Raw genomic sequence first — 25,767 nt, forward strand, 5'->3', positions numbered from 1 at the left:
CCCGCTGTCATCATGATAAAATCCATCATCAAACGGATTGAGAACAATAGGCGCTTTCAGCCAATAATATATTGTAATTTTAGATAATATCCAGCATCCCAAAGAAAAAATACAAAACCATAATCCTTCGGTGTTTTTCTTATCTCTAACGCTCCCCATTGTTAATCCCTTTTATCCTCAGCCTTTTGTCTTTCGCGTTCGGCTTTTGAAAAGCCGCAGCCGCAGTAGTCCTGTCTGTATAAGCCGAATCTGCATGAAAGCTCTATCGACCGCTTGTAGCCGTCTTTCTTTTTGAAATCTGACGGTAAAAAAGATATCTCTTTTCCGGACAGATCATCGGCCGCAATCTTCTCATTTACAAACTTCGCAGCCTCTTCACCGACTTCATTCAAAACATCGGCGTTCTTAAGAGGGCTTATAGTCAGCGAAGTCGTGAAATACTCAAAGTCATTCAAAGCCGCGGTTTCCGCGGTCTTTCGAAGTCGAAGTTCAAAGCACTTCCTGCACCTAGCGCCTCCCTCGGGGATATCCTCGTATCCCTTCACTGCTTCAAAGTACTCCTTGGGATCGTACTCACCCTCGATGATGTCGATCTTTCTGGCATGCTCATCGGAGTGCATTCCTTCAAAGTTCTTTTCCTCAACCTGGCGATTGTACTCCTCTATCAGTCTCTTTTCCTCAGCGACTCTCTTGTGATATTCCTTATCCTCAGTGATATTCGGGTTGTAAAAGAAAACCGTCACGTCAAAATACTGCCTCAAAAACTCAAGACAATGAGAAGAGCAGGGCGCACAGCACACATGCAAAAGAAGCTTTGGCACCACGCCGTTTTTTTGAAACTCATCTATTTTATTTTCCAGTTCTTTGTAATAATTTCTTTTATTCAATGCCAAGACTTCCTATAATCTCACTAACAATCTCTTTTGGAGTCTTTCCATCGGTGTCGATAATGATATCAGCTGCTTCCTCATAGAAACCGCCGCGATCTTCCTGCATCTTCTTTATCTTGGAAAGCGGATCGTCGCCGCGAAGAAGCGGGCGTGAAGTATCATCTTTTATCCTGTTATATACTTCCTCGGGGCTTGTCTTAAGGTAAATAACTTTACCGCATTTCTTAAGAAGCTCACGATTTTCTGCTCTTACGGGTAAGCCGCCGCCCAAGGAAATAACCGTCTCTCTTACATGCTCATCTACAAGCATCTTGATCAGATCGGTCTCCATATCTCTGAAAGCCTGCTCACCTTGAACGTCAAAGATCTCGGAAATTGAGCAGCCCTCAGCCTCCGAAATCGCTTCGTCGGTATCGATAAGCTCGAGGTCAAGCTCCTCTGAAAGAAGCTCGGACACGGTAGTCTTGCCGCTTCCCATAAAGCCTTCAAGAATGATATTGGTTGCTCCCATAACATCCATGACAAGCGACTTATAGATTATGTCAGCCTCTTCCTTGCTGATCTTGATATTATCCTCCTCAAACCAAAGTTCAAAAGCATCTATCCCCTGGTAAAGAAGCATCTTTAGTCCTGAAAATGTCTTTGCTCCCGCTGCTTTTGCCAGCTTCATAAACTTAGTCTCAAGCGGCTTATAAACAACATCAAGCGCCGCATTCACATGCTTGTAGAACTCCTCTTCCTCGATAACCGCACTGTTAACATCGGGGAAAAGACCTACCGACGTGCACTGGATGGCAAAAAAGCTGTCTTCTTTTGAAAGGAGTTCTTTATAAGAATCAAGCGGCATAGGAATAACCTTATCTCCAAGGTCTTCGTCGAGAGCTTCATTTACCTCTTTTGCCACATTCTCAGCTTTCTCGTAAGTTCTGTTAAGAACGTAGACTTTCCTTGCACCCTTAGTAGCGCAAAGATATGCCACAGGTCTTGCAACGCCGCCGGCTCCGAGAATTACGACAGTCTGTCCGTCAAGAACTATACCCTCGTCCTGCATGGCATGGTAAAGTCCCGTCATATCTGTGTTGTAGCCCTTAAAACCACCCTCGCATCTAACAAGAGTATTGACCGCGCCGATACCCTCCGCAAGAGGATCTATCTCCACAAGATGGTCGATAACATCGCTCTTGTACGGAACCGTCACGTTAAGGCCTTTTATACCGAGCGCATTTGCGCCTCTTACGGCATTTTTCACGCCGCCCTTCGGAACTTCAAAGGGAACATAAACAAGGTTAATGCCCTTCATCTGCGCTATTGAATTGTGTATAAGCGGTGACATTGTGTGATGTACCGGATTTCCGATAAGCCCACATGTCAGCGTATTTCCGTCTGTATAATTCATAAACTTCCTCCGAAGTAAATCTCTTTAGTCCTTGATAAATTGTACATTTAAATCCACGCACAATCAAGCGGGCGCAAAAAAAGAGGCCCTACAATAGGGCCTCTTTGAATTCGTATTATCCAAGCTTTAGAACGACACCGTCGTCCGAGCTGGTGATGATGTTGCCGGTCTTTCCGGAGAGATCTTTTCCTACGAAGTACTGATACTCTTGGAGGATAGAATCCTTCTGCATTCCGGAAATGGCGCGCTTCATGTCTTCGGATGCAAGTCCGCCGTAAGTCATGTAGGAAGAATCCGCGGTTCCTTCACCTATCGATAACGATACGCTTTCTCCGAATATATCTTCACGTATAGGCTTGGGGCCTTCAAACGGTCCCTGCTGTGCCTCCCTGGGCTGCGCCTCCGCTCCCTTGGTGTCGGGACTTATTGCGCCGGGATTAGCTGCTTCAGGCCTTACACCGATATCACCGTCTATCGCGGAGGGGATATTATATGCATTGTACTTAGGTGCAAAGCCATTTATTGTATTGTATGCCATAAATACATCCTCCTTTCCGAGATTTTGGTATTACATAATATATATCGGCGTAAACCCAGATAAATTAACTGAATTAAATCTTAAATAATTCTAAAGCCGCTTATTTTCTGATTCCCGCGGCCGTCAAAAGCTCTTTTGTATAATCTGCCTGAGGATTTCGGTATACATCCTTCGTTTCGCCGTATTCCACGACCTTTCCGTTCCTCATGATCATCACATGATCGCTTATCTGATACACTACGCGAAGGTCATGCGAAATAAATATGATGGAAATGCCAAGTCTCTTGTGAAGCGAACGAAGAAGTTCCATGATCTGCGCCTGTATCGTAACATCCAAGGCAGATACCGGCTCGTCCGCGATAAGGAGCCTTGGCTCTCTCATAAGCGCGATTCCAATGCAGACTCTTTGCCTCTGTCCGCCTGATAACTGCGAAGGATATCTTTCAAGCATTTCAAGCGGAAGCTCGATCTCCTTCATGATCTCTTTTACCTTGGCAAGGCGCTCTTCCTTGGTCCACTTCCTCGTCTTGTCGACTTTGAGAGGCTCCTCCAAGAGCCAGCCCACCTTCTTCGCAGGATTAAGAGAATTGTAGGGATCCTGGAAGACCATCTGCGGTCCGCTGTACTTCTGCCACAGCTCGCCCGTATAGTCCTTGTTTATGCCGACAATGGCACGCGCAAGCGTCGACTTACCGCAGCCCGATTCTCCCGCAATGGCAAGAACCGTGCCTTCTCCCATTTCAAAAGAGACATCATGAAGAATCTGTATCTTTCTACTGCCCGAAAAGAGCTTTCTTTTTCTGTTTTTGTAAAAGACATTTAGGTCTTTTGCTCTAAGCACCGTTTCGCCCATATTACTCTCCGATATCAATCTTAGGGATGGCAGCGATCAACTTCTTGGTATAAATATCCGTCGGATTGGAAAAGACTCTAGATGTCTTGCCGCTCTCAACGATATTACCCTTCTGCATGACTATGACCCTCTCGCAAAGCTGGCTTACAAGGCTAAGGTCATGCGATATGAAGATGATCGAGGTTCCCCTCTCTTTGTTGATCTTTTTAAGAAGCTCAACGATCTGAGCCTGAACCGTGACATCAAGCGCCGTCGTGGGCTCGTCCGCTATAAGGATCTTGGGATCGCCTATCATTGCAGCCGCGATCATGACTCTCTGCCTCATACCGCCCGAAAGCTCATGCGGATGCATGTAGTAGATGTTCTCGGCATCATTTAGTCCAACCGCCTTAAGCATCTCTATCGCTCTTTTCTTACGCTCTTTTTTATCGATATCGGGATGATGGATAAAAAGAGATTCCTCAACCTGCCAGCCGATTCTTTTAACCGGATTAAGGCTCGTCATGGGCTCCTGGAAGATCATAGAGATCTCATCGCCCTGATAAGAACGGAGCGTCGCTCTGTCGCAGGTAAGAAGATCATCGCCGTTAAACATGATCCTTCCTGTCTTTTTAAGAGCATGTCTGTTAAGAAGCCCCGCTATCGCAAGAGCACTCATACTCTTTCCGGAACCGGACTCTCCGACAATACCGACGATCTCGCCCTCTTCAAGCATGAGATCAAAATCCTCAACGACCGTCTCAGGCTCGTCGTGATCGTGGAATTCAATATGAAGATCAGTTACATCAAGTATTATTCCCATCTTCTGATCCCCTCTCCCAAGAATGAAAAACCAAGCACCATAAGCACAATAACAACACCGGGACACAGACAATAGCTCGGCGTTGTAAACATGTACTGCTGCGCATCAGACAGCATCTTACCAAGGCTTGCGTACGGAGGCTGTGAACCTACTCCGAGATAGCTAAGTCCCGCTTCAGCAAGTACCGCATTATTAAATCCAATAAGTATCGAAGAAGCCATAACTCCCTTGATATTGGGAAGTATGTGCACAAATATCATTCTGACATCGGATACACCCTGAAGCTTGGCGCTCGCAACATAATCCATGTTCCTGCACCTAAGCACTTCGCCCCTTACGATCCTGGCAAAGCTTGGGATAAACGCTATTCCAAGTGACATAAGAAGCTGGACCCATCCCGTTCCGAAAACACTGACGATTACAAGCGCAAGAAGAATGCTGGGGAATGCAAAAAGAGCATCGATAACTCTCATGATAACTTCGTCAAACACGCCGCCGAAATACCCTGTAAGCGCGCCGATCGCAGTACCGAGCACCGCGCCGATCGTTACGGTTCCGATCGCTATAAGGAGCGTCACCCTGCTTCCGTACATAACCCTGCTGAACACGTCACGTCCCATGTTGTCGGTACCCATGATATGTTTAAAAGAGATTCCCTGAAGCTTTTCGGACGCACTCATCTTGGTCGGTTCATAAGGCATCCAAAACAGACCGACAATTATCATCAAAAGGATAATTCCGGTTATTATAAGCCCAAACAACATATATGGGTCTTTCCGTATCTTTTTAAAAGTCCTGTTTAAGTTCTTCATTCTTCAATGCCTATTCTCGGATCGATTATTCTGTAAATGATATCAACCAAAAGATTGGTCACGATAACCACGATCGCAATGCCCATGATTATCGCTTCCACAACCGGGTAGTCTCTGTTGCTGATACTTGTTAGAAGTATCCTGCTTATACCGGGTATGCTGAAAACCTGCTCAATTACGATACTTCCCGCAATCATGTCCGCAAGCACCATTCCAAGGAAGGTGATGACAGGAATGAGCGCATTCTTTAAAACGTGCCTGTACAGCACTCCGTTAGTATTGTTGCCTCTACTGTAGGCGGTTCTCGTATAATCTTTTGCCGCCTCATCTATAACGCTGCCCCTTAGCATCTTAACCGTCATTGCTATCTTGGGAAGCGCAACCGCAACGGCAGGAAAGATCAGATACCTGATAAATCCGCCGAAATCGTCTTTATATGAGATAAATCCCCCGGGAGTAAAGAATCTGAGCACCATTCCAAACACAAAGCTTATAAGGATTCCCGAAAAGAAAGGCGGAATTGCCATAACTATCTGGTTGAACACCGTGATAACTCTGTCAAGAATACCACCCTCGTGCTTGGCGGTGATAATACCGAAGGGAATTGAGATCAAGATTGTAAGTAAAAAAGACATTACGGCCATCGTGAGCGTGATCGGGATCTTGCCAAGGATCATGCCGGATACAGGGACACTGTAGTTATAGCTCGTACCCATATCACCGTGAAGAAAAGCCGTAAACCATCTGAAATATCTGATAAAAAAGGGATCGTTAAGTCCCATTCTCTCCCTTGTCTGAGCAATAAGCTCGGGAGAAGCCTCCGTTCCGAGCATCCTAAGTGCCGGATCTCCCGGAATAATACTAAAAGCGAGGAATACGCATAGAGAAACCACCACTAAAGTAATTATCATGGAAATAATTTTTTTAATGATATATTTCATACGCGTATTCCCCGCATTCTTTTGTCTTCTTATGGATCGGACGTTTGTCCGGATCCGTTGTATGTCGTATTTACTGTGCAGGTCTGATCTTAGCTATATCCTGTACATAAAGGGGATAGAAAACATATCCCGTAAACTTCTTGTTGAGTGCCACAAACTCAGGAAGGTCCTGAATATAAACGTTTGCAGCTTCTTTTGCAAGGATTTCCTCGCATTCCTTGTAGTACTTGGTCTTCTCGGCATCATCCGATGTAGCCTGTGCGTTCGCATAAGCCTTATCAAACGCTTCGCTGCTGAAGTTAAACATGTTCTTACTTGCATCTGTCTCATATCTTGCAAGAAGAGCCGCAGCGGAAAGTGTTGATGCGTCAAAACCTACAACCGTTGACTCGTACTTTCTGTCATTGTAAACATCAGAGAGCCATGAGTTCCACTCAATCTCCTGGATATTGGCTGTTACACCGATTGCCTTGAGCTCCTCGGAGATAACCTGAGCAGTGTCAACGTGCTGCTTGTAGTTGGAAGGAACAGTTATCGTAAACTCAAATCCGTTAGGATATCCTGCCTCTGTCAAAAGAGCTTTCGCCTTCTCCACATCCTGATTATAAACATCGTTAAGCTCAGGCATGAAGTACTTACCGAATGAAGGATACATAGCACTTCCGATCTCAACGCCCGCTCCGTCGGAAACAAAGTCCATTATCTCCTTGGGATCGATAGCATAGCAAAGTGCCTGACGAACTCTCACATCATCAAAAGGCTTAACCTTGTTGTTGAGGTAAAGAGCCTGTACAAGGTTCATTGTTCCCTCATAGATCTCGAATTTATCGGAGAGCTGAGCTACCTGTGAGCTGGGAATTCTCGCGAACATATCGATAGATCCGCCCTCAAGATCCATAACAACAGCATCTGCGTTGGATTCGATCTTGAAAACTACGTTCTTGATATATGCCTTGTCTCCCCAGTAATCATCAAATGCTGTTACTGTAAAGTTCTCCTGTGGTGCGCTTGATACGTACTTGTATGGGCCTGTTCCGATGATCTTGTTCTCGGGATGCTCGTTGGATGCCGGAATAATAGCAACCGTGAGCTGAGTAAGGAACTCGGAATTAGCTTCCTTAAGTACTATCTCTACGTGACTGTCATCAAGTATATTCACACTGTCTATATTGGAAAAAGAAGAAACAAGCGGCTCACTTCCGTCAGCGCCTGCGTTACGGTCGATAGAATATTTAATATCCTCTACTGTAACAGCGGAGCCGTCGTGGAACTTGATTCCGTCTCTGAGTGTGAAAGTATATACCTTATTATCTTCCGATATTGTGTACTCACTGGCTACAGCAGGGTTAAGATTACCGTTCTCATCGGGTTTAACAAGTCCCTCGAATATGTTAAACAAAACCTCTTTGGTTCCTGCCCCCGTCGCATAATGAGGGTCAAAACTATCCAAATCCTGAGGTATACCAACGATAAGCTTAGAAAGATCATCCGCATTTCCGGCCTGATTATCTGCCTGCGCAGCTTCACTTTCCGGTTTCTTGGAATCTCCTGTCTTGTCACTTGAGCAGCCGCTCAATGCAACAGTCAGTGTTGTCAACACAACCATCAGAAGACGGCAGCCTACCTTTCTGCCAATACTTCTTTTAATCATGTTAAAAATCTTCCTCCTTATTGAATTATAGGCATTGGCTATGCCATTACTGATAAAATATAAAGCCTTGACAAGTCTCTGTCAAGGCTTCCAAGTCATTCTTTCTTAAGTAGCGGAGTGTTCTTATCTGTTGTATCTGTGATAGTTCCGTCAGCCTCTTTTCGAAGAACAGATTTAAGTTCGTCCATAAAGGTATTAACATCCTTAAATTCTCTGTATACGGAAGCAAATCTTACATATGCGACCGGATCTAAGTTCTTCATCTTGTCCATTACTATCTCACCGATAGCACGGCTGGGAATTTCCTTCTGCTCCATATTGAAAACTTCGGTCTCAACCGAATCAACAAGCTTAGTGATCTGCTCGGCACTAACAGGTCTCTTGTGGCAAGCTCTGAAAACGCCGGCTTCAATCTTGGCTCTGTCGTACGGCTCACGCACATCGCCTTTTTTTATAACTATGAGCGGAATCGTCTCAACCTTCTCATAAGTGGTAAATCTCTTGCCGCAGGAATCGCATACACGTCTTCTTCTAATGGACGTATTCTCATCCGCAGGTCTTGAATCGATTACTCTTGTATCATCTTTTCCGCAGAATGGGCATTTCATACCAAATCCTCCATCTCAACAAAATGACATTTGATAAGTATTTATTATCGGCAGATTTCATCCACAACATCTTGCCGAAAATACACGCATTTCTACCAGTTATTGTATCATTATTTTGCATAAAAAAAAAGTACTTAAAAAGCCCCCCGCTTTAGCGGAGGGCTTATTGTCTTATTATTTTCTCTGTAAGAAATCAGGAATCTTGAGAGACTTGGGCTCTACTGTGCTCTTGATCTCACTGGGACGGCTGATTCCAAGTGTAGGTCTGGGACCTGCCGCAGCTGCTGCAGAAGCATCAGCTGATGAAACACCGATAGGTGTGATCGTAGGCTGAATAGGTGTTACAGGTGTAACGGGAGCCACGGGTGTATGTGCTGCAACGGCCTGAGGCTGAGGAGCTATCGTAGCTGAAACAGGTGAAGCTGTAGCTGCCGCAACGGGCTTCACAGGTGTATTGATCTGCTTGTCGTCAATACCTGTAGCAATAACTGTAATCGTGCATGATTCCTGCTGATTCTCATCATACATTGCACCGAAGATGATGTTAACATCATTTCCCGCAAGCTGGCGAACATACTCGGAAGCATCTGAAGCATCCTGAAGAGTGATGTCACCGGAAATATTGATAATAACGCTTGAAGCGCCATTGATCTTAGTCTCAAGGAGAGGAGACTCAACGGCCATCTTAACAGCCTCTGATGCCTTCTCATCGCCCTTACCTGTACCGATACCGATATGAGCAATGCCCTTGTCCTTCATAACCGTCTGAACATCGGCAAAGTCAAGATTGATAACTGCGGGTACATTGATAAGGTCTGTGATTCCCTGAACTGCCTGCTGAAGAACCTCATCGGCCTTCTTGAGAGCATCGGGCATCGTTGTTCGTCTGTCGACTATCTGAAGAAGCTTATCATTAGGGATAACAATAAGCGTATCTACGTTGGACTTGATGTTCTGTATGCCGAGCATAGCATTCTGCATACGAACACGAGCTTCGAAACTGAAAGGCTTGGTTACAACACCTACAGTCAGGATACCCATATCCTTCGCAAGCTTAGCTACAACGGGAGCAGCTCCTGTACCGGTTCCGCCACCCATACCACAGGTAACGAATACCATATCTGCACCCTTGAGAGCAGCCGAGATCTCCTCAGAACTCTCCTCGGCAGCCTTCTGACCGATCTCAGGCTTAGCACCTGCGCCAAGTCCCTTGGTCAGCTTCTCGCCGATCTGTAAAAGCTTGGGTGCCTTACAGAGCTGGAGCGCCTGCTTATCTGTATTGATACCGATGAATTCAACACCGGTTATATTCTCATCTACCATTCTATTAACAGCGTTATTACCTGCACCACCGACCCCGACAACGATGATCTTGCAAGCAGATTCCGCATCATTTGACTTTATCTCGAGCAAAACAACTCCTCCTTCACGACCTTTAAACTCCTGTTATCAATGATACGATTTTTAAAACAAATTATCAACCCGTTTTTTTGTTCGATAATTAATCCAAAAAATACGAAATATCATTCTTTTTTTGGAATAAACGAGGTGTTTTTGGTATCTTCATTAAAATCTTTCATCTCCAAAAGTCCCGTTTTTCCGTCAAGTTGATCGGTACGAAAAATTTTTTTAAGTTCTATGATCTTGGCATCAATAAAATCCTTTGTTCCTATGCTGACCTCTATGCCTCCGAAATACAGATAAACGTTATATTCGCTGTCAAAAAATATTTTGTCGGCGTTAAGTTCGTATTTGGAAAGAAGCTGTGTGATATCAAGTATCTCATCAAAAACCTCATCGTTTTCCACCGGAAGCTTCTCGTGAATTATTACACTGTTAAACGACAGTCCCATAACCTGCGGTACTTCGTCGGAAGGTTCAAAAGAACTTTCAACAACAATCCCGTCTCTGTCAAAATACATGTAATGACCGAGATAAGAAATATATCCCGCTATCGCCTTTTCATAGACATTGATCTTAACCGTATCAGGGGAGACTATGTCTACATCCATCTTTTCTATAAACGGGATATCACCAATGCTCTTATTTCGGTACTTCAGAGAAAGAAACATCGAGTTCTTACACAGTCTGTCAGTCATTACCATGTCTATTATCTCTTCATCCGTATAATGCTTATTACCGGAAACATAAACATTGGTAATTGTATAGGTGTCGGAAATGTATTTAATAACACCAAGTATTATCAAAAGAACAGCAAGAATTATAAGCGCAATAATATAAAGACTCCTGTTATTTCTGATGGAGTCTTTAATATGCCACCTGTTATTAAACTCGGATCGCCTTACGGAAGACGACCTTTTTCTACGTCTTCTTGCCATTTTTATCTTCCTATATTTCTTGCAACATTAAGCGCCAGACCAATTTCCGCCAACTGAATAATAACCGCCGATCCTCCGTAACTTATAAACGGAAGTGTGATTCCCGTATTTGGAATTGTATTGGTAACAACCGCTATATTAAGGATAACCTGAATGGAAATATGTCCCATAACTCCGATAACGAGAAGGGCTCCAAGCATATCAGGTGCATTGTTTGCAATGATCATAAGTCTCCAGATAAGAAGGAGAAACATAAGCATAACGGCTATTGCTCCGAATAATCCAAGCTCCTCACAGATAACCGAGAAGATCATGTCATTCTGAGCTTCGGGGATAAATCCCATCTTCTGCATACTCTCACCCAAGCCTTTTCCGAATATTCCACCGGAACCGATCGCATAAAGAGCCTGCAGTGTCTGGAATCCCTTTCCGCTTGAATGAGCTTTGGGATCAAGCCAAGCAAGTACTCTTTCAAATCTGTAGTTCATTCCGCTAGAATGTTCCGAATTGACTATAATGATGACAACAACCGCAACAAGCGCAAATAACGACAATGCCGCGATAACATATCTTCTGTATCCGGGAGTTGAGATAAAGAGCATGACAACAGTAATTCCCATAATGATAATGGCAGAACTCAGGTTCTTGGTAATGCCGTACACCATAAGTGAATAAAGTGCCGGAAACGCAAGCGCTGTCATATATCCCTTGGGACTCATAAGATTTTTTCTAAGCTTGATGATCAGAACTGCGGAGAAGACTATAACCGCAAACTTCGCAACTTCGGCAGGCTGAACCGACATACCCATGATGTAGATCCAACGCTTAGCACCGTTGATCCTTTTTCCGAAAGGAATAACCAAAATCAGCAACACAGCCGCCGCTATATAAATCGGAAATGCAAATTTTGCTATAAATCTGTATGGAATATATGAAACGATCATCATTGCAGCAAGACCGATAATTGTTGAAACCATCTGGTGTCTGAAATAGTAAGATGAGTCACCCAGGTCAAGATTGGCCTCATAGGAACTTGTGGAATAAACCATTACAAGTCCGAACGCCAAAAGAAACAGTATGATAAATATCAAACTGTAATCAATATAAGACTCTTCTCTTGGTTTTCTAAGTGCCCTGATCCTGTTCAAAACATCCCCTCGCTACAAAAAATATTATAATTTGCAAACGTATTCTTTGAATTTTTTACCCCTGGTCTCATAATTCGGGAACATGTCCCAACTTGCGCATGCGGGAGAAAGAAGAACCGCATCGCCTTCATTTGCACTCTGAGTGCAGAACTCAAGTGCCTCTTCAAAAGTATCCTTAAATACAAAATCATTAAAGCCGTGCTTTTTGGCGCACTCTGCTATCTTCTCTTTGGTCTGTCCTATAAGAACAAGGAGCTTAACTTTATCTCCGAAATTCTCGATCCATTCATCGTATTCACTGCCCTTGTCGTATCCGCCTCCGATAAGGATTGTAGGCTTACTCATAGCCTTGATTCCCTGAATAGCGGCATCGGGATTGGTTCCCTTGGAATCGTTGTAATAATCAACGCCTCTCTTTGTGGCAACGAATTCAATTCTATGCTCAACAGCCTTGAAATTTCTGATAACTTCAAGAACAGTAGACATCGGAACGCCCATGGCAAGTGACATTGCAATCGCAGCCATTACATTTTCCACGTTGCAAAGTCCGACAAGATTCATATCGTGGATATTCATGACACTTACGGCATTACCCGCTGTGCTCATGTAAATCTCGTCTCCGTCAAGGAAAAGACCGTCCGATAACTTTTCTTTTGTTGAAAAGAAAACCACCTTGGCGGGACATCTTTTTCCGAAATCTCTTGTATATTCATTGTCATAATTAAGGACGCAGGTATCGTCCTTAGTCTGATTGTTGGTGATATTCTCCTTCATCGCAGCATAGCATTCCATTGTATGATGCCTGTTGAGATGATCGGGTGTAACGTTTAATATGGCAGACACATTCGCATGGAAATTATCAACTGCCTCAAGCTGGAAAGAGCTGATCTCTCCGACCGTAACCGATGAATCATCCATAAGGAGCGAACTCTCTGCGTACGACACGCCGATATTGCCGACAACATATACCTTTCCAAAATGAGCTTTCATGATATCGCCGACAAGTGTTGTAGTTGTAGTCTTTCCGTTTGTACCGGTAATAGCCACAACCTTGCCTTTTGCAAAATTATATGCAAGCTCTATCTCGCTCCAGATAGGAATATTCTTTTCTTTAATACGAAGTACGGTTGGTGAATCAAGAGGAACAGCAGGACTTGGAACAACCAAAACAAGCTCGTCAAGAACCGCATCGCTTATTTCGCCTACGATTATTTCTGTCTTATCTCTGTCCTCTTCGTGGAGCTTTAATCTGATGTCTTCCTCTGATAAAGACTTGTTTTCTTCAAGTACAACTGGTTTAGCACCCACTTTGTTTAAAAGGTTTACCGATCCGACACCTGATAATCCGGAGCCGATGACCAATACTTTCTTGTCAATAATATCGCTTGTTTTCATTTCTTTTACCTCAAATTACAGTCCAATATATGCAAGCAGGCACAAAAGAATTGTGACTGTTGTAAACACGTTAACGACCTTAGTCTCTGACCAGCCGCCCTTTTCAAAATGGTGATGAATGGGTGCCATTCTGAATATTCTTTTTCCGTTAGTAAGCTTAAAGTATGATACCTGAAGCATTACGGAAATAACCTCAAACATATAGATGAATCCAACAATTGCTATGAAGATCGGCATCTGAAGAACATATGCTATTCCCGTAACGAAGCCACCGATAGCCAGTGAGCCGGTATCGCCCATCATAACTTTTCCGGGATATACGTTATATACAAGGTAGCCCAAAAGAGCTCCCAGCATTACACAAGATACCACCTGTGCTCCGTCACTTCCGTATGCTATTGCCGCAACTCCGAAAAATCCGGCTATTACAGCCGTAACCGATGCACACAGGCCGTCAACACCGTCAGTAAAGTTGGTTCCGTTTGCTGTTCCGATCGCGATAAAGAACATGATAGGGATATTCCAGAATCCGAAATCAAGCATGATATCCGTAAAAGGAACTCTCATTGCAAGCGAAAGGTCCGTACAACTCTCAATATAAAAAGCAAAAGCCATAGAAACAACGAACTGGCCGAGGAACTTCTGCCAAGCTCGCAGTCCCAAATTGTCTTTTTTAACTACTTTGATGAAATCATCAAGAAATCCCAAGAATCCAAATCCGAATGTAAGAATGAGAACGGGTATAACTTCCTTATGAGTGGGTGCGTAAAAAAGCCCTACTACCAAAAGCGGAAGGAGAAAGATAATTCCTCCCATTGTAGGTGTTCCTGTCTTTTTCTGATGGGATGCAAGTCCCTCTTTTCTCTCAGTCTGTCCTGCCTTTAGCTTTCTAAGTTCATTTATGATAGCAGGTCCTGTAATAACAGCTATCATAAATGAAACAACCACAGGAATAAACGTTCTCAAAACATAACTACTCACGATAAAACCTCACTAACTGATTAAATCATTCACTACTCTTTCCTTCGGCAGCCTCCGCTGTAGGCGCTCCCGTGAAATCAGGCAAATCATCCCCGCCCATTTCATTTCCGTTTTCGGGGTTAACAAGATTACCTGTGTTCGGGTCAATATAATACCCTGTTGTCTCGTCTACGTCAAATGACTCCCAAATATTGGTGTCATCTTTTTTCTCTTCTTTCTTGTCTTTCTTCTGCTTTTCGGCATCTTCTTTCTTTTCGTCGGCTTTGCCTTCTTCAGAAGTTTCTTCTGCCTTTTCACCCTCGGAATTTTCACCATCAGGATTTCCGTCTTCGGCTGCAGCTCCGTCTTCCTGATTGGGCTGTGTCGGAGTTACCATATTGGCACGGATCTCATCAAGCTCAGCCTGCTCCTTATCACTGATCTCCTCTGTCATAGGATAATTAAGATAAGGAAGAGCCTCTGTAAGCACTCTTTTCACGATCCAGGTTGCATTCTTGGCATCATCCTGCAACGCTACATTTGGTCTGTCCACAACAACATAGATTGCGATCTCCGGATGATCTGCAGGAGCATAACCCATGAACGATACAACGTACTGTCTGTTTCCACGAGGAAGGGTCTGCGCCGTACCTGTCTTACCACCTATCATGTATCCGGCAGGTCTTGCAGTTTTACCTGTACCTTCTTCACCCGCCACGACTTTATTGCAATACTGAATAATCTTTTCCGAAGTGCTCGGAGAAATAGTCTGCCTAAGCACTCTGGGCTCTATATTCTTAATAGTAGATCCGCTGCTTGAAACAATCTTTTTTACCACATGAGGTTCATAATAATAACCACCATTAATAAGTGAAGAAAAAGCAGTGATCATCTCGATCATGTCACAGTTATAGTTCTGTCCGAAAGCATTGGTCGCAAGGTCGGTCGATGTCATATCACTTGCCGCAATTGTAAGTCCCTCTGTTCTAAACTCACCGGCAAGATCAATATTGGTCTTAAGGCCAAAGCCAAACTGTCTCTGGAACTTGGTGAAATTTTCTTTTCCTATAGCCTGCGCTTCATGCATAAGCGCTACGTTGCATGAAATCTCAATCGCACGCTCAACGGAAACATCGCCGTCACCGTATGTATTATGGCAGTGAATCTTCCAGTCACCGATCTCCAACGAACCGTTACAATTATAGTGCTCATTACCGGAAAGCGCTCCGATTTCAAGACCTGTGGCGGTTGTAAAAGGCTTTGAGACAGATCCCGGCTCATATGTGTCGCTTATACAATAATTTTTCCAAAGCGCATTAAGCTGTCTGTATGTTTCCTCATCGGAAAAATCTGCGATCATCTCCTCTGTCATATAGACACCGGAGTCAAAAACAGATTGGTCCTCCAAAACCAAAAGCTTTCCTTTTTCATCCACCATGGGCATTCCGATTAGCTTGGACGTATCTCTCGGATTGTTGAGGTCATAGTTGGGATAGCTTGCCATGGCAAGGATATCTCCCGTATGAACGTCCATCATGATACATCCGATATTATTGGCGCCGTTTCCCTGGCGAGCCTTATTTGCATGTTCGTCGTTGTACTGCTTGATATATTTCTCAACGATAGTCTGAAGGTTACCGTCGATCGTAGTTACAATGCTGTCTCCATCGGTAGCGGGAATGGTTGTTCTCTCCAAAGTGGAGTCTTCATCAAGATATCCGAACTCTCTTCCGAGTGTTCCGCTGAGTGTGTCGTTGTAATACTCTTCAAGCCCGTAAGTTCCTATATTATCGCTCGTTGTGAATCCGATAACATCACATGCCATTGTTCCGTTGGGATACTTTCTTATATAATTATCCTCAAACCAGACGCCCTGGATATTCTCATCGTAAGTATCGCTTCCGGGAGTCATAAGATCCTGGAAAGGCGCAACCTGGTCATACTCAATCTTCTTAGCCAAAGTATAGTACTGGGATGTCGGATGCTCGCTCAGATAATTTCTGATCTCGCCTCCGTCAAGCTTAAAGTATTTAACAAGGGCATTGACGGTCGGATCAACGTACTTATCGCTTCTGAGAAGGAGCTTGGCATCAAGAATAACGTTATATACCTTCTCGCTGTAAGCAAGGATTGTTCCGTTAGAATCCTTGATCTCTCCTCTTCTGAAAGGAATAGTCGTCGAATCGTATTGCTGCTGTGAAAGCACCTGTTTCTCATACTCTTCGCCGTTATTCTTGGTTATCAGAATAAGTCTGACTCCTAATCCAACGAAAGCCAGTAGCACTATCACAAATAGCACTACCAGCTTTTTCTTCATTCCTATAGTAAATTTCTGTTTATTAACACGGGAATTCTGTTTCATTTTAAAAAGCGTTTCCTTATTACTTACTATCGGCCTGCGGTATCGGTGCAATCTGTCTTACATAATCGTTACCGCCGCCGTCGGAATATGTGACTATCTGACCGTCAGTCGCATAGGTCATACCATATTCCTGTATGGCTTTACGCTTAACTTCCTCAAGATCCACGTTGCCATTAGCTCTATTATACGCTTCATCGTTGTCTTGTTTCAAATTATTTAATTGACTCTCGAGTGCTGCTATATTCTTGATGCTATTGGTCACATGAGACTGAAGCGAAATATACCATGCAAGAGTTCCTACCATTAGAACCATGGCAAGAGACAAGAATATAAGATATCCAAGGCTCATGTGATGGCGTCTCTTATGCTGATGTAAAGGATCGTGGACATGAACTCTTCTGCGCTCGTATGCAGGTGCGTTATTAAATTGTCTTGCTGCGTTACCGCGTACGTACTGTGCCATGTTCTCTCTCCTTTCCATCTATGATGTCATGCCTTTTAATACGTATTTATCTTAGTTACCGTGATCACTGTGCTTTCTCGAATACTCTTAACTTCGCACTCTGTGATCTTTTATTTTCCGAAAGCTCTTTTTCACTCGGAAGAATGGGCTTTCTTGTGATTACTTTTCCTTTTGAAACATTTCCGCATACACAGACCGGAAATTCCGGCGGACACGTGCATGGGTTTTCGTTCTTTTTAAAATTGGTCTTGGTTATGCGATCCTCCAATGAATGGAAAGTGATAACACACAACCTTCCGCCCGGATTAAGAAAATCTATGAATCCGTCGAGTGAATCCCTGAGAACATCAAGTTCTCTGTTAAGTGCAATCCTAAGAGCCTGATATGTTCTCTTGGAAGGATGGCCTCCCTTTTCTCTCATCTTGGCGGGGATTGCCGCTTTGATGATGTCGTTAAGCTGAAAAGTTGTCTCTATGGGAGCCTTCTGTCTTGCCAGGCATATATGCTTGGCTATATTCTTGGCAAATTTATCTTCACCGTAATCCCTTATAATATGAAAGATCTCAGTCTCCGAATACTCGTTGACTATATTTCCGGCAGTAAGCGGCTGCCTCCTGTCCATTCTCATGTCGAGCGGAACATCTTCTTTATAAGTAAATCCTCTGTCAGCGTTATCAAGCTGATAAGATGAAACCCCAAGGTCAAGTATGATGCCGTCAACACCTGTAACTCCAAGCTCTTTAAGTCTGTTTACGGCATTCTCGTAATTATCTCTTATGATGGTTACTTTATCTCCAAACTCGGACAATCTCTCGCTTGCCGCCTTTATCGCATCGGCGTCCTGATCCGTGCCGTACAGATGTCCCTTGTCCGACAATCTGCTAGCTATGTGGTAGGAATGTCCTCCGCCGCCAAGCGTTCCGTCGAGATATATCCCGTCGGGCTTTATATTCAGATTTTCCAGCGATTCCTCAAGAAGCACCGAATAGTGTTTGAATTCCATCTATATATCCTTACGATCTGCCATTTACACAGCTTAGATGCTCAAGCCGTACTCGCTCATCTTAGCCGCTATTCCATTTATATCTTCAAAAGAGCTTGCTTTCTCCCACTCAGTCTTACTCCAGATCTCGGCTCTGTTTCCGACTCCGGCGATAACAGCCTCTTTCTCGATACCTGCGTGCTGTAACAGATTGGCGGGAATAAGTATTCTTCCCTGTTTATCCGTCTCAGCGTCAATGGCTCCGGCGATAAAGAAACGTCCCAGCATACGAGCCTCAGGCTTGTCCATGGGCAGTGATTGAAGCTTTTCTTCGAACTTGTCCCAACCTTCCTGAGCGAACACAAAAAGACAACCGTCAAATCCCTTGGTAACCACAAATTGCTCACCAAGGAGTTCACGGAACTTAGCAGGAATTATGAGTCTTCCCTTGGCGTCAATGGAATGACTGTATTCGCCTCTGAATGCTGTTCCCAATTATTTTCTACCACTTTCAACCACTTTTTAACACTTTTTACCACTTAACCCCATTATAGACTATAAATTTTTATTTAACAACCTTTAATTTGAAAAAATTTCGTAAATTTAAGTAGGTTTTCGAAAATAAAAAAGAGCCGGCCTCTTAAAGAGGTCGACTCTTTTTTGATTATCTCTATTCTGTTATCCGTATTATTCTTCAGAAGATTCTTTTTCCTCGGAAGATTCTTCCGAAGCTTCAATCTCATCAGTATTTCCCACGGAAGCTTTGATTTTAATGAACTTTCCGCGCACAAGTATCTCACATACAACCGCAAACGCTACGCATACAATAGCAAGCGCCATAGATACGGGAATATGTGTGCCTGCAATATACAAGCGGTCTGTTCTCACAAACTCAATCCATGCTCTTCCGAGGCCATAACCTCCAAGATACAAAAGAGTCATCTCACCGTCAAACTTCTTACGCTTTATATATAGAAGCAATATTATAAGAAGAGCTACATTCCAAAGTGATTCATAAAGGAATGTGGGACTGACCTGAACATAGTTGGTCGCAGTGCTCATATGCTCTCTCATAAGCTCTGAAACATCACTCGCTCTTACCATTTCAAGGGGAAGTCTCATTGCAAAGGGGCCGTTCGTATATTCTCCGAACACCTCTCTGTTGGTGAAATTGCCCCATCTTCCGATAGCCTGTCCAAGCACAAGTCCCGGCATGATCGTATCCGTATAGCGAAGGAAGGATTTCTTTTTAATCCTCGAATAAATAAATACCGTAAGGAATCCCGCTATTACTCCGCCGTAGATCGCAAGTCCGCCGTTTCTTATATAAAAAACGCTTATCGGATCGTTCTTGTAAGAATCCCACGCAAACAGAACGTAGTAGATTCTTGCTCCTATTATTGAAAAGACAATGAGATAAATCGCAAGATCCCAGTATTCATCAGGATTCTGATCAGTCTTTTTTGCAAGCTTTGCTATAAGAAGAAGCGCGAATAAAAAACCGCATCCGATTATGACTCCGTATAAAGCTATCTCAAATCCGAATACGCTAAAGCTCTTTGGCACATTGCGAAGATAAATATTGAGATTGGGAAACGCAATGTCCATTTTTTCCATCATGTCCGGCATATCAGTCTCTCCCTTTTACATCAGTCTTTATCAAACGTTGAATCTAAAGAGGATAACGTCGCCGTCCTGAACAACGTACTCCTTACCTTCCATACGAACAAGGCCCTTTTCCTTGGCAGCAGCAATCGAACCCTCGCGAAGAAGATCCTGATAGTTGATAACTTCCGCCTTGATGAAGCCTCTCTCAAAGTCAGTGTGGATCTTACCTGCAGCCTGAGGAGCCTTGGTTCCGATCTTGATGGTCCAAGCTCTTGTCTCATCCTCACCTGATGTAAGGAAGCTCATAAGCCCGAGTGTCTTGTAGCTTGCAGCTATGAGCTTATCAAGTCCTGATTCGGAAAGTCCCATGCTCTCAAGGAACTCAGCCTTCTCATCCTCATCAAGCTCAGAGATCTCAGCTTCGATCTGAGCACTGATAACAAATACTTCGCTTCCTGATTTTGAAGCAAGCTCTCTAACCGCCTTAACATAAGGATTGGAGGCTCCGTCGTCCGCAAGGTCCTCATCCTTTACATTGGCAGCGTAAATAACAGGCTTCCATGTAAGAAGATCGAGTGTGTTAATAAACGCCTTCTCCTCTACATCATCCACCTCAAGTGCACTTGCCATCTTGTCGGCTTCAAGAACCGCTTTTATCTTATTTAAAGTCTCAAGCTCTTTTGCTGCAGCCTTATCCATTCTGGCTGTCTTGGAAACCTTGGCGATTCTTCTCTCAAGAACCTCAAGATCCGCAAAAATAAGCTCCAAGTTAATTGTCTCTATATCACGAGCTGGATCTACACTTCCGTCTACGTGTACAACGTTGGGATCCTCGAAACATCTTACAACATGCACGATAGCATCAGTCTCACGAATGTTGGCAAGGAACTGGTTTCCTAGTCCTTCACCCTTGGATGCGCCCTTTACAAGTCCGGCGATATCAACGAACTCGATCGTAGCGGGTGTTACCTTCTTGGAATGGTAAAGGTCTCCGAGCTGCTTAAGTCTGTTATCCGGAACGGCAACAACACCCACGTTGGGATCAATGGTTGCGAAAGGATAATTCGCAGCAAGCGCTCCTGCATTTGTAAGTGAATTGAAAAGTGTACTCTTTCCGACGTTCGGAAGTCCGACGATTCCTAGTTTCATGTTTTTCTCCTATATCCCAATAATACTGGGTTTCTTAAAAAATTTTTTATCAATTTTTGTACCAATTGTACCAGAAATCCTAAGTTTTGATTATTAATTTTATCCCCAAGCAATTTCGTTAAAAAAAATTCAAGACTCATATTGCAGCCTCAAATGTCTTCATCGCAAGCTCAAGAGATTCATCTGTCACATGTACATATGTGTCCATTGTGGTGGACAGCTGTGCATGACCCAAGATTTTCTGTAGAGATTTAGGACTAACTCCTCTCTCAATACATCTGGTAGCAAAGGTGTGCCTGAGTACGTGCATACAGAAGGGTTTGATCCCTGCCTTATCACATATCTTGTATATGTCGTTGTCATAGGTTGAATTTTTCATCGGCTTACCGGTTCTCCAGTTGATGAAGATCAGGTCTCTCATACAAACCTCGCGTTCAATACCGCTTCGAGGGTCAACAAACGTCAAAACCTGTGAAAGACTTTCATCCTCTTTGCGATCCATACGTTCTTTGTAAAGCTCCATCAATATATCATAAGCTTCTTCTGTAAGGGGAATCTTCCGAAATCCTGACATTGTCTTTGGAGGACCTGCACGCCATGTTTTCCATTCGTGCCTATACTCTAATGCCTTATCTACAGTAAGCATACGGTTCTTCCTGTCAAAATTGTCCCATGTAAGTCCAATCAGTTCTCCGGTTCGAAGTCCTGTGTTTAACAGTAGCCTGAACTGCTTTGAATTGCGAGTCTTCTTTGCATACTCCAAAAATGTTTCCTGCTCTTCGATAGTAAGTGCCCTGACCTGCTTCTTCTTAAGCCTCTTGAACTTAAGCTCTACAGAATCAAGCGGGTGCTTTTCTATCAGTTCGTTCTTAAGAGCACATTTAAACATGGTGCCGAGACAAATGTAAGTCTGATAGACTGTTCCTCTGGCATACACAGCCTGAATATCATTTAAAATCTTCTGGCAATGCACTCCCTTAACATCCGCAAGTAACATCTTGCCAATCTGCTGTCTGCAATCGTTATTATAACGTTCTCTGTAGTTTCGTACTGTATTAGGAGATAAATCCTTCTTAAAGTTCTTAATCCAGTAATCAAACCACTCGTCAACGGTCATGGAATACTGCACAGCAACATGATCTTCGCTCATATCCTCATACTTGGCAGTTAAAATCCATTTCCTTGCATCAGCAACATTATCAAAGTACTTAACGACTCGTTTTCCACAAGAGTTCGTGAACCGGGCCAAGAAATAACCGTCACTTCTCTGACTGATTCCTTCACCTATTTCGCGACCTTTCAAGTCTTTACCCATAAGAGAAGCCTCCTTCCATTAATTATGAAAAGAAGCATTCCTACGCCGAGTATTAAAATACCACAGAAATGCGATATTATCAAGCATAGCTCCGCTTTCAGGCTCCCTCTATAACGCCTCTATATCACGGAGATATTTGTCGAATGCTTCTCTCTTTATAAGTATTTTTCTACCTACCAGAAACGTAAAATTGTTGTGTGGAACTTTGCATAATTCCCTGATACGATTTAGCCCTATATTGGTGTATGCAGCAGCCTCTTCCACTGTCAGAGATGCTTTATGCCATATAGGTACTTCACAGGATTCCGAAGCCCTGTCAGGAGCTTCCTTCCTGATATCAGTTCTATTATCAGCTTTAAGTCCCAATTGAATACCTAAGGTCTTATCTATCTTCGTAGCCATGAAATGGTCTGAAAGGCTTCCAATGTACCTCACCAGCTTGTCTCGGCTGATTGTAGTTATCTGTTCAGCCATGGATGCTGATTCCTCATCTAAGCCTCCCATATGGTCCAGGATGACATGTGTAGGAAAACCTTTGCTCCTATGTATTTTGGTTGTGGTGGGTATCACTGTTATGGTTGGAGAAAATCTATTGCCTTTATTATTCTGAACGACTATCACAGGTCGCTCTCCCCTCTGGACTGATCCTATGTTTTGTCCAAGGTCTGCTAAATAAATATCTCCCCTCTTTATCTCTCTCATATGTTTTCTCCTATATGGATGTAAAAAGAAGGCTGCCCACCGCCAGTACACGATGGGTGCCTTCTTACAATACAGTTATCATTTCTCTAATTTGTCCTCGACACCCCGGAGATACGGGAATCACTAAGCGGCTGCAGCACAGCTCCATAGGTTAATCCTCCTCGCGGTTCTCGCCAGGCCGCTCCCATTGCGTGTTCAGCACAAAGCTTACTTGCTGTGGCTAAGCGGAAGTATCATTATCCCTGTATCCATCTTGGCAAAGGCCGGTGCTACCGACTTTCCAGTGAGGCTATCTCGCGCAAGGCGTACCTATGGTGCTCCGGTATACAGGAACGTACTTAGTGAATGTGTATTCTGATGTCAAGGTACCAAGGATAAAAATCCTTCTACCTATAACTACAGAAAGTGGGCAAATTATAAGTCTGAAACGAAAAAATTTTAGATATCCAGCATGTACCTCAACTGTCTAATCCCACTTTTTATCGAATAATGCACAGCTGGCTGTGATACACCTTCAATGTCTGCAATCTCCTGCTCACTGAGTCCGTGGAAAAAGAACATACGAAGTCTTCTCTGTAAAAGCTCAGGAAGCTGCTTAATAGCCACGCGGATAAGATAAGCATTCAGAGCTTCATCAGAATCTACTTCCCTGCTAAGGCCGTGAATATAGTCTGTAGCACGAAGACTTATCTCCATACCGTCCTCATAGGCATTCATGTCCGTATGGCGAAAGTCCTGCATGCGGAGCTTTTTCTGCATGCGCTCGAACTCTTCAAATACTTCTCCCTGCTCAGGTGTAATGATGATGTAAGGCTTAAATGATTGAAGCTCGCATCCATCAGACGCTTCAAGTTCTTCTCTGGTTAGATCAGTAGCTACAGCCCACTTAACACCGCCTTTAATCCCTGGATACTGCACCTCTAAGCTGTGAAGCTTAAACATATCCTGACTTTCATTTATCTTCTTAGCTATTACAAGCTTTCCTTCATGATTTTTCTCCATATTTGACCTCCGATTTTGAAAAAGTGAATAGTTTCAAAACCGAAGGTCATGGATACCTGCCTACATACGTTTCCCACTCATGCACCGTTACTCACTCTCAGAGCAACAGAAGAAAGTGCACAAAAAGAAGGCGAAGCAAAACAGCGTATTTGAATCAAATACTTTCTTCTGTTTTGCTCCGCCTTCCAACGATTCTTAGCCGTTCATAGCCGTTAACAAACTCTTGCTGCCAACCAGCAAACCTTCCGGTCCCTACACCGAATACAATGCCAGCTTACAGGCAGCTCATTTCATTATTCTCTTTATAGTCACCCCTCTGGAACCTGATGCACTTCCAGAACAATACGAATACCAACATCCTCACGCTCCAAGTCTATATTGGAGCCACAATTAGGGCAGTCCATTTCAAGATCAAAGCTGCTTCCTCTGAAAAGCCTGTGCCCGCATTTAGGACAAAAAATCTTATACCTCTGTTTTTTTACCTTCTCCACCGCATAGAATTCCTCCTCACATGTTTAGTCCCCCTCTGAAAACCTGACGCACGTCTTATTGGCATTATGATAACACGCATAAACACTGGAAACTCCATCAACATGGCGTCAATCTACCCTAACAACAGGCATCACAATGCCATCAAGAAACCATCAAAGAACCATCAACGATAGAAGGCTGCTGTCTCACATTTTCATGCAAAACAGCAGCCTACAGATCACCTTGTTCCAACATATGAAATTTCTTCTACATCCTCCATTTCTCGCCTATGAGCAAAGCGATACAAACAAATCCCCAAAAATTTGATTGCTTCGCGCTTCTTGCGTTCAATTGATGCCGTGGACAGATGCTCGACACGAGCCATATCCTCATTGGAACGTCCACCGGACTGCAAATAGTAATTCTCGATGATCCGCTTATAAAGTGGTCCATCTTCAATACTGGCGCCTATCGCATCCAGGATCGTATCCAACACTTGCCTCATCCAGGGACAATCCCTCAGATTCTGATAAAGCCTATCCTGATACTCCTTAGATTCCTCCATAGGCATTTTAATCGCTTCCAAGAAGTCCCTCCGCATCTGTGCCTTTTGTCTTTTGATTCCCTCTTCGTCAAGATTAAACCGAAACAACTCAGATGTCCCAAATCCATTGCGATAATGTTCCAGCAAGATCTTGGTCAGGTCGTAGACATCCTTGGGTTCGAAGCCCTCCGAAATACACAGATTATCAATCCTTTTTTCATTCCTCGATAACATATCTTATACCTCCCTCCTTGTATAAACGCGTGTATAACAAAAAGAGAAGTATCGGAACTTAAGTCCAACCTTCTCTTTAGCTATCTAGACACTAATCTGAGACCTCAATCCCGATGCGAATCCTACGTATTATCCTGTTGTCCGCCATCGACGTAGCCGCATATTCCCTCAGCATAGGCCATAAGCCTTTCTTTCTGATTCTTATCAATCAGCCTAGAGTAACTTACAAGTCTCAGCTCATACTCCGTCAGGAACTCCCCATTGCGAGCCTCCGATGACATATTAAAAAATTCGCTCAGCGATACTTCTAACGCTTCACATATCTTCTGCAATGTATCTAATCTGGGAAAATTGCCCTTTCCGCGAAGCTTGCTCATACAGCCTGTGGAAAGATTCCCCCTCTTAGTGATATCGTAATCAGACATGTGCCTTTCGCTCTGGAGTTGATCAATTCTAGCAATAATATCTTGGCCTGTTAACATGGTGAAGACACCTCCTTATCTCCCACGAAAGTGCTACACCAATATTGTAAGAAAGATTCTTACCTAAGATAATTGAGTATAGGAAGAATATAACTTCCAAAGGTAAGAATCTTTCTTTTA

At 43.6% G+C, this 25,767-nt stretch carries 26 protein-coding genes; all 26 read right to left on the reverse strand.

The window, feature by feature from the left end; all coding sequences use genetic code 11:
* Positions 1-161: 161 nt before the first annotated feature.
* The 26 genes from D6856_RS02335 to D6856_RS02460 all read right to left on the reverse strand — a co-directional run bounded on the left by D6856_RS02335 (position 162) and on the right by D6856_RS02460 (position 25,647).
* The gene (locus D6856_RS02335; RefSeq protein ID WP_120685560.1) at positions 162-887 is read right to left on the reverse strand and encodes an epoxyqueuosine reductase QueH; all 726 of its coding nucleotides are present in this window, start codon (positions 885-887) and stop codon (positions 162-164) included.
* Positions 880-2,286 (reverse strand): shikimate dehydrogenase, encoded by a 1,407-nt coding sequence (gene aroE / locus D6856_RS02340; RefSeq protein WP_120685561.1) that lies wholly within the window; start codon positions 2,284-2,286, stop codon positions 880-882. Before aroE ends, D6856_RS02335 begins: the two co-directional genes overlap by 8 nt.
* Before the next feature lie 115 nt (positions 2,287-2,401).
* Complete coding sequence (locus tag D6856_RS02345) at positions 2,402-2,824, reverse strand: hypothetical protein (protein WP_120685562.1); 423 nt, start codon at positions 2,822-2,824, stop codon at positions 2,402-2,404.
* Between the two features lie 100 nt (positions 2,825-2,924).
* A complete protein-coding gene (locus D6856_RS02350) occupies positions 2,925-3,677 on the reverse strand; it encodes an ABC transporter ATP-binding protein (protein WP_120685563.1) in 753 nt (250 codons plus the stop codon).
* Between the two features lies 1 nt (position 3,678).
* The gene (locus D6856_RS02355) at positions 3,679-4,479 is read right to left on the reverse strand and encodes an ABC transporter ATP-binding protein (RefSeq protein WP_120685564.1); all 801 of its coding nucleotides are present in this window, start codon (positions 4,477-4,479) and stop codon (positions 3,679-3,681) included.
* The gene (locus tag D6856_RS02360) at positions 4,470-5,291 is read right to left on the reverse strand and encodes an ABC transporter permease (RefSeq protein WP_120685565.1); all 822 of its coding nucleotides are present in this window, start codon (positions 5,289-5,291) and stop codon (positions 4,470-4,472) included. The genes D6856_RS02355 and D6856_RS02360 overlap by 10 nt, the downstream gene beginning before the upstream one ends.
* Complete coding sequence (locus D6856_RS02365) at positions 5,288-6,232, reverse strand: ABC transporter permease (RefSeq protein WP_092249724.1); 945 nt, start codon at positions 6,230-6,232, stop codon at positions 5,288-5,290. The genes D6856_RS02360 and D6856_RS02365 overlap by 4 nt, the downstream gene beginning before the upstream one ends.
* Before the next feature lie 70 nt (positions 6,233-6,302).
* Positions 6,303-7,883 carry an ABC transporter substrate-binding protein gene (locus D6856_RS02370; RefSeq protein WP_120685566.1) on the reverse strand — a complete coding sequence of 527 codons (1,581 nt, stop codon included), beginning with the start codon at positions 7,881-7,883 and terminating at the stop codon, positions 6,303-6,305.
* Positions 7,884-7,978: 95 nt separating this feature from the next.
* Positions 7,979-8,491: a transcriptional regulator NrdR gene (nrdR, locus tag D6856_RS02375; RefSeq protein WP_092249718.1), complete on the reverse strand. Its 513-nt coding sequence runs from the start codon at positions 8,489-8,491 to the stop codon at positions 7,979-7,981.
* A gap of 174 nt (positions 8,492-8,665) precedes the next feature.
* Positions 8,666-9,904, reverse strand: coding sequence for a cell division protein FtsZ (gene ftsZ, locus D6856_RS02380; RefSeq protein WP_120685567.1), 1,239 nt, complete (start codon positions 9,902-9,904; stop codon positions 8,666-8,668).
* Between the two features lie 110 nt (positions 9,905-10,014).
* A complete protein-coding gene (locus tag D6856_RS02385) occupies positions 10,015-10,830 on the reverse strand; it encodes a cell division protein FtsQ/DivIB (RefSeq protein WP_092249712.1) in 816 nt (271 codons plus the stop codon).
* Between the two features lie 2 nt (positions 10,831-10,832).
* Positions 10,833-11,978 carry an FtsW/RodA/SpoVE family cell cycle protein gene (locus tag D6856_RS02390; RefSeq protein WP_243113996.1) on the reverse strand — a complete coding sequence of 382 codons (1,146 nt, stop codon included), beginning with the start codon at positions 11,976-11,978 and terminating at the stop codon, positions 10,833-10,835.
* 24 nt (positions 11,979-12,002) lie between these two features.
* A complete protein-coding gene (gene murD, locus D6856_RS02395; RefSeq protein ID WP_120685568.1) occupies positions 12,003-13,373 on the reverse strand; it encodes a UDP-N-acetylmuramoyl-L-alanine--D-glutamate ligase in 1,371 nt (456 codons plus the stop codon).
* Positions 13,374-13,388: 15 nt separating this feature from the next.
* Positions 13,389-14,354: a phospho-N-acetylmuramoyl-pentapeptide-transferase gene (gene mraY, locus D6856_RS02400; protein WP_120685569.1), complete on the reverse strand. Its 966-nt coding sequence runs from the start codon at positions 14,352-14,354 to the stop codon at positions 13,389-13,391.
* A gap of 25 nt (positions 14,355-14,379) precedes the next feature.
* Positions 14,380-16,695: a peptidoglycan D,D-transpeptidase FtsI family protein gene (locus tag D6856_RS02405; protein ID WP_120685570.1), complete on the reverse strand. Its 2,316-nt coding sequence runs from the start codon at positions 16,693-16,695 to the stop codon at positions 14,380-14,382.
* A gap of 19 nt (positions 16,696-16,714) precedes the next feature.
* A complete protein-coding gene (locus tag D6856_RS02410; protein WP_092249701.1) occupies positions 16,715-17,158 on the reverse strand; it encodes a cell division protein FtsL in 444 nt (147 codons plus the stop codon).
* A gap of 64 nt (positions 17,159-17,222) precedes the next feature.
* Positions 17,223-18,161, reverse strand: coding sequence for a 16S rRNA (cytosine(1402)-N(4))-methyltransferase RsmH (rsmH, locus tag D6856_RS02415; RefSeq protein ID WP_120685571.1), 939 nt, complete (start codon positions 18,159-18,161; stop codon positions 17,223-17,225).
* Between the two features lie 33 nt (positions 18,162-18,194).
* Complete coding sequence (mraZ, locus tag D6856_RS02420; protein ID WP_120657668.1) at positions 18,195-18,635, reverse strand: division/cell wall cluster transcriptional repressor MraZ; 441 nt, start codon at positions 18,633-18,635, stop codon at positions 18,195-18,197.
* Between the two features lie 192 nt (positions 18,636-18,827).
* A complete protein-coding gene (gene lgt / locus D6856_RS02425; RefSeq protein WP_243113997.1) occupies positions 18,828-19,769 on the reverse strand; it encodes a prolipoprotein diacylglyceryl transferase in 942 nt (313 codons plus the stop codon).
* Positions 19,770-19,799: 30 nt separating this feature from the next.
* Positions 19,800-20,897 (reverse strand): redox-regulated ATPase YchF, encoded by a 1,098-nt coding sequence (gene ychF, locus D6856_RS02430; protein ID WP_092249692.1) that lies wholly within the window; start codon positions 20,895-20,897, stop codon positions 19,800-19,802.
* Between the two features lie 136 nt (positions 20,898-21,033).
* Entirely contained in the window at positions 21,034-22,212 is a 1,179-nt protein-coding gene (locus D6856_RS02435) for a tyrosine-type recombinase/integrase (RefSeq protein ID WP_120685572.1), read from the reverse strand.
* A 108-nt stretch (positions 22,213-22,320) separates the two neighbouring features.
* Positions 22,321-22,914: an excisionase gene (locus D6856_RS02440; RefSeq protein ID WP_120657685.1), complete on the reverse strand. Its 594-nt coding sequence runs from the start codon at positions 22,912-22,914 to the stop codon at positions 22,321-22,323.
* A 438-nt stretch (positions 22,915-23,352) separates the two neighbouring features.
* The gene (locus tag D6856_RS02445) at positions 23,353-23,916 is read right to left on the reverse strand and encodes a sigma-70 family RNA polymerase sigma factor (protein ID WP_120685573.1); all 564 of its coding nucleotides are present in this window, start codon (positions 23,914-23,916) and stop codon (positions 23,353-23,355) included.
* Positions 23,917-24,224: 308 nt separating this feature from the next.
* Positions 24,225-24,407, reverse strand: coding sequence for a hypothetical protein (locus D6856_RS02450; RefSeq protein WP_120657687.1), 183 nt, complete (start codon positions 24,405-24,407; stop codon positions 24,225-24,227).
* 218 nt (positions 24,408-24,625) lie between these two features.
* On the reverse strand, positions 24,626-25,165 hold the full coding sequence (locus tag D6856_RS02455) for a hypothetical protein (RefSeq protein WP_120685574.1): 540 nt from the start codon (positions 25,163-25,165) through the stop codon (positions 24,626-24,628).
* A 122-nt stretch (positions 25,166-25,287) separates the two neighbouring features.
* On the reverse strand, positions 25,288-25,647 hold the full coding sequence (locus D6856_RS02460; protein WP_120685575.1) for a helix-turn-helix domain-containing protein: 360 nt from the start codon (positions 25,645-25,647) through the stop codon (positions 25,288-25,290).
* Positions 25,648-25,767 lie beyond the last annotated feature (120 nt).

It is taken from the genome of Butyrivibrio sp. XB500-5, assembly GCF_003625505.1.
Classification (GTDB): domain Bacteria; phylum Bacillota; class Clostridia; order Lachnospirales; family Lachnospiraceae; genus Butyrivibrio.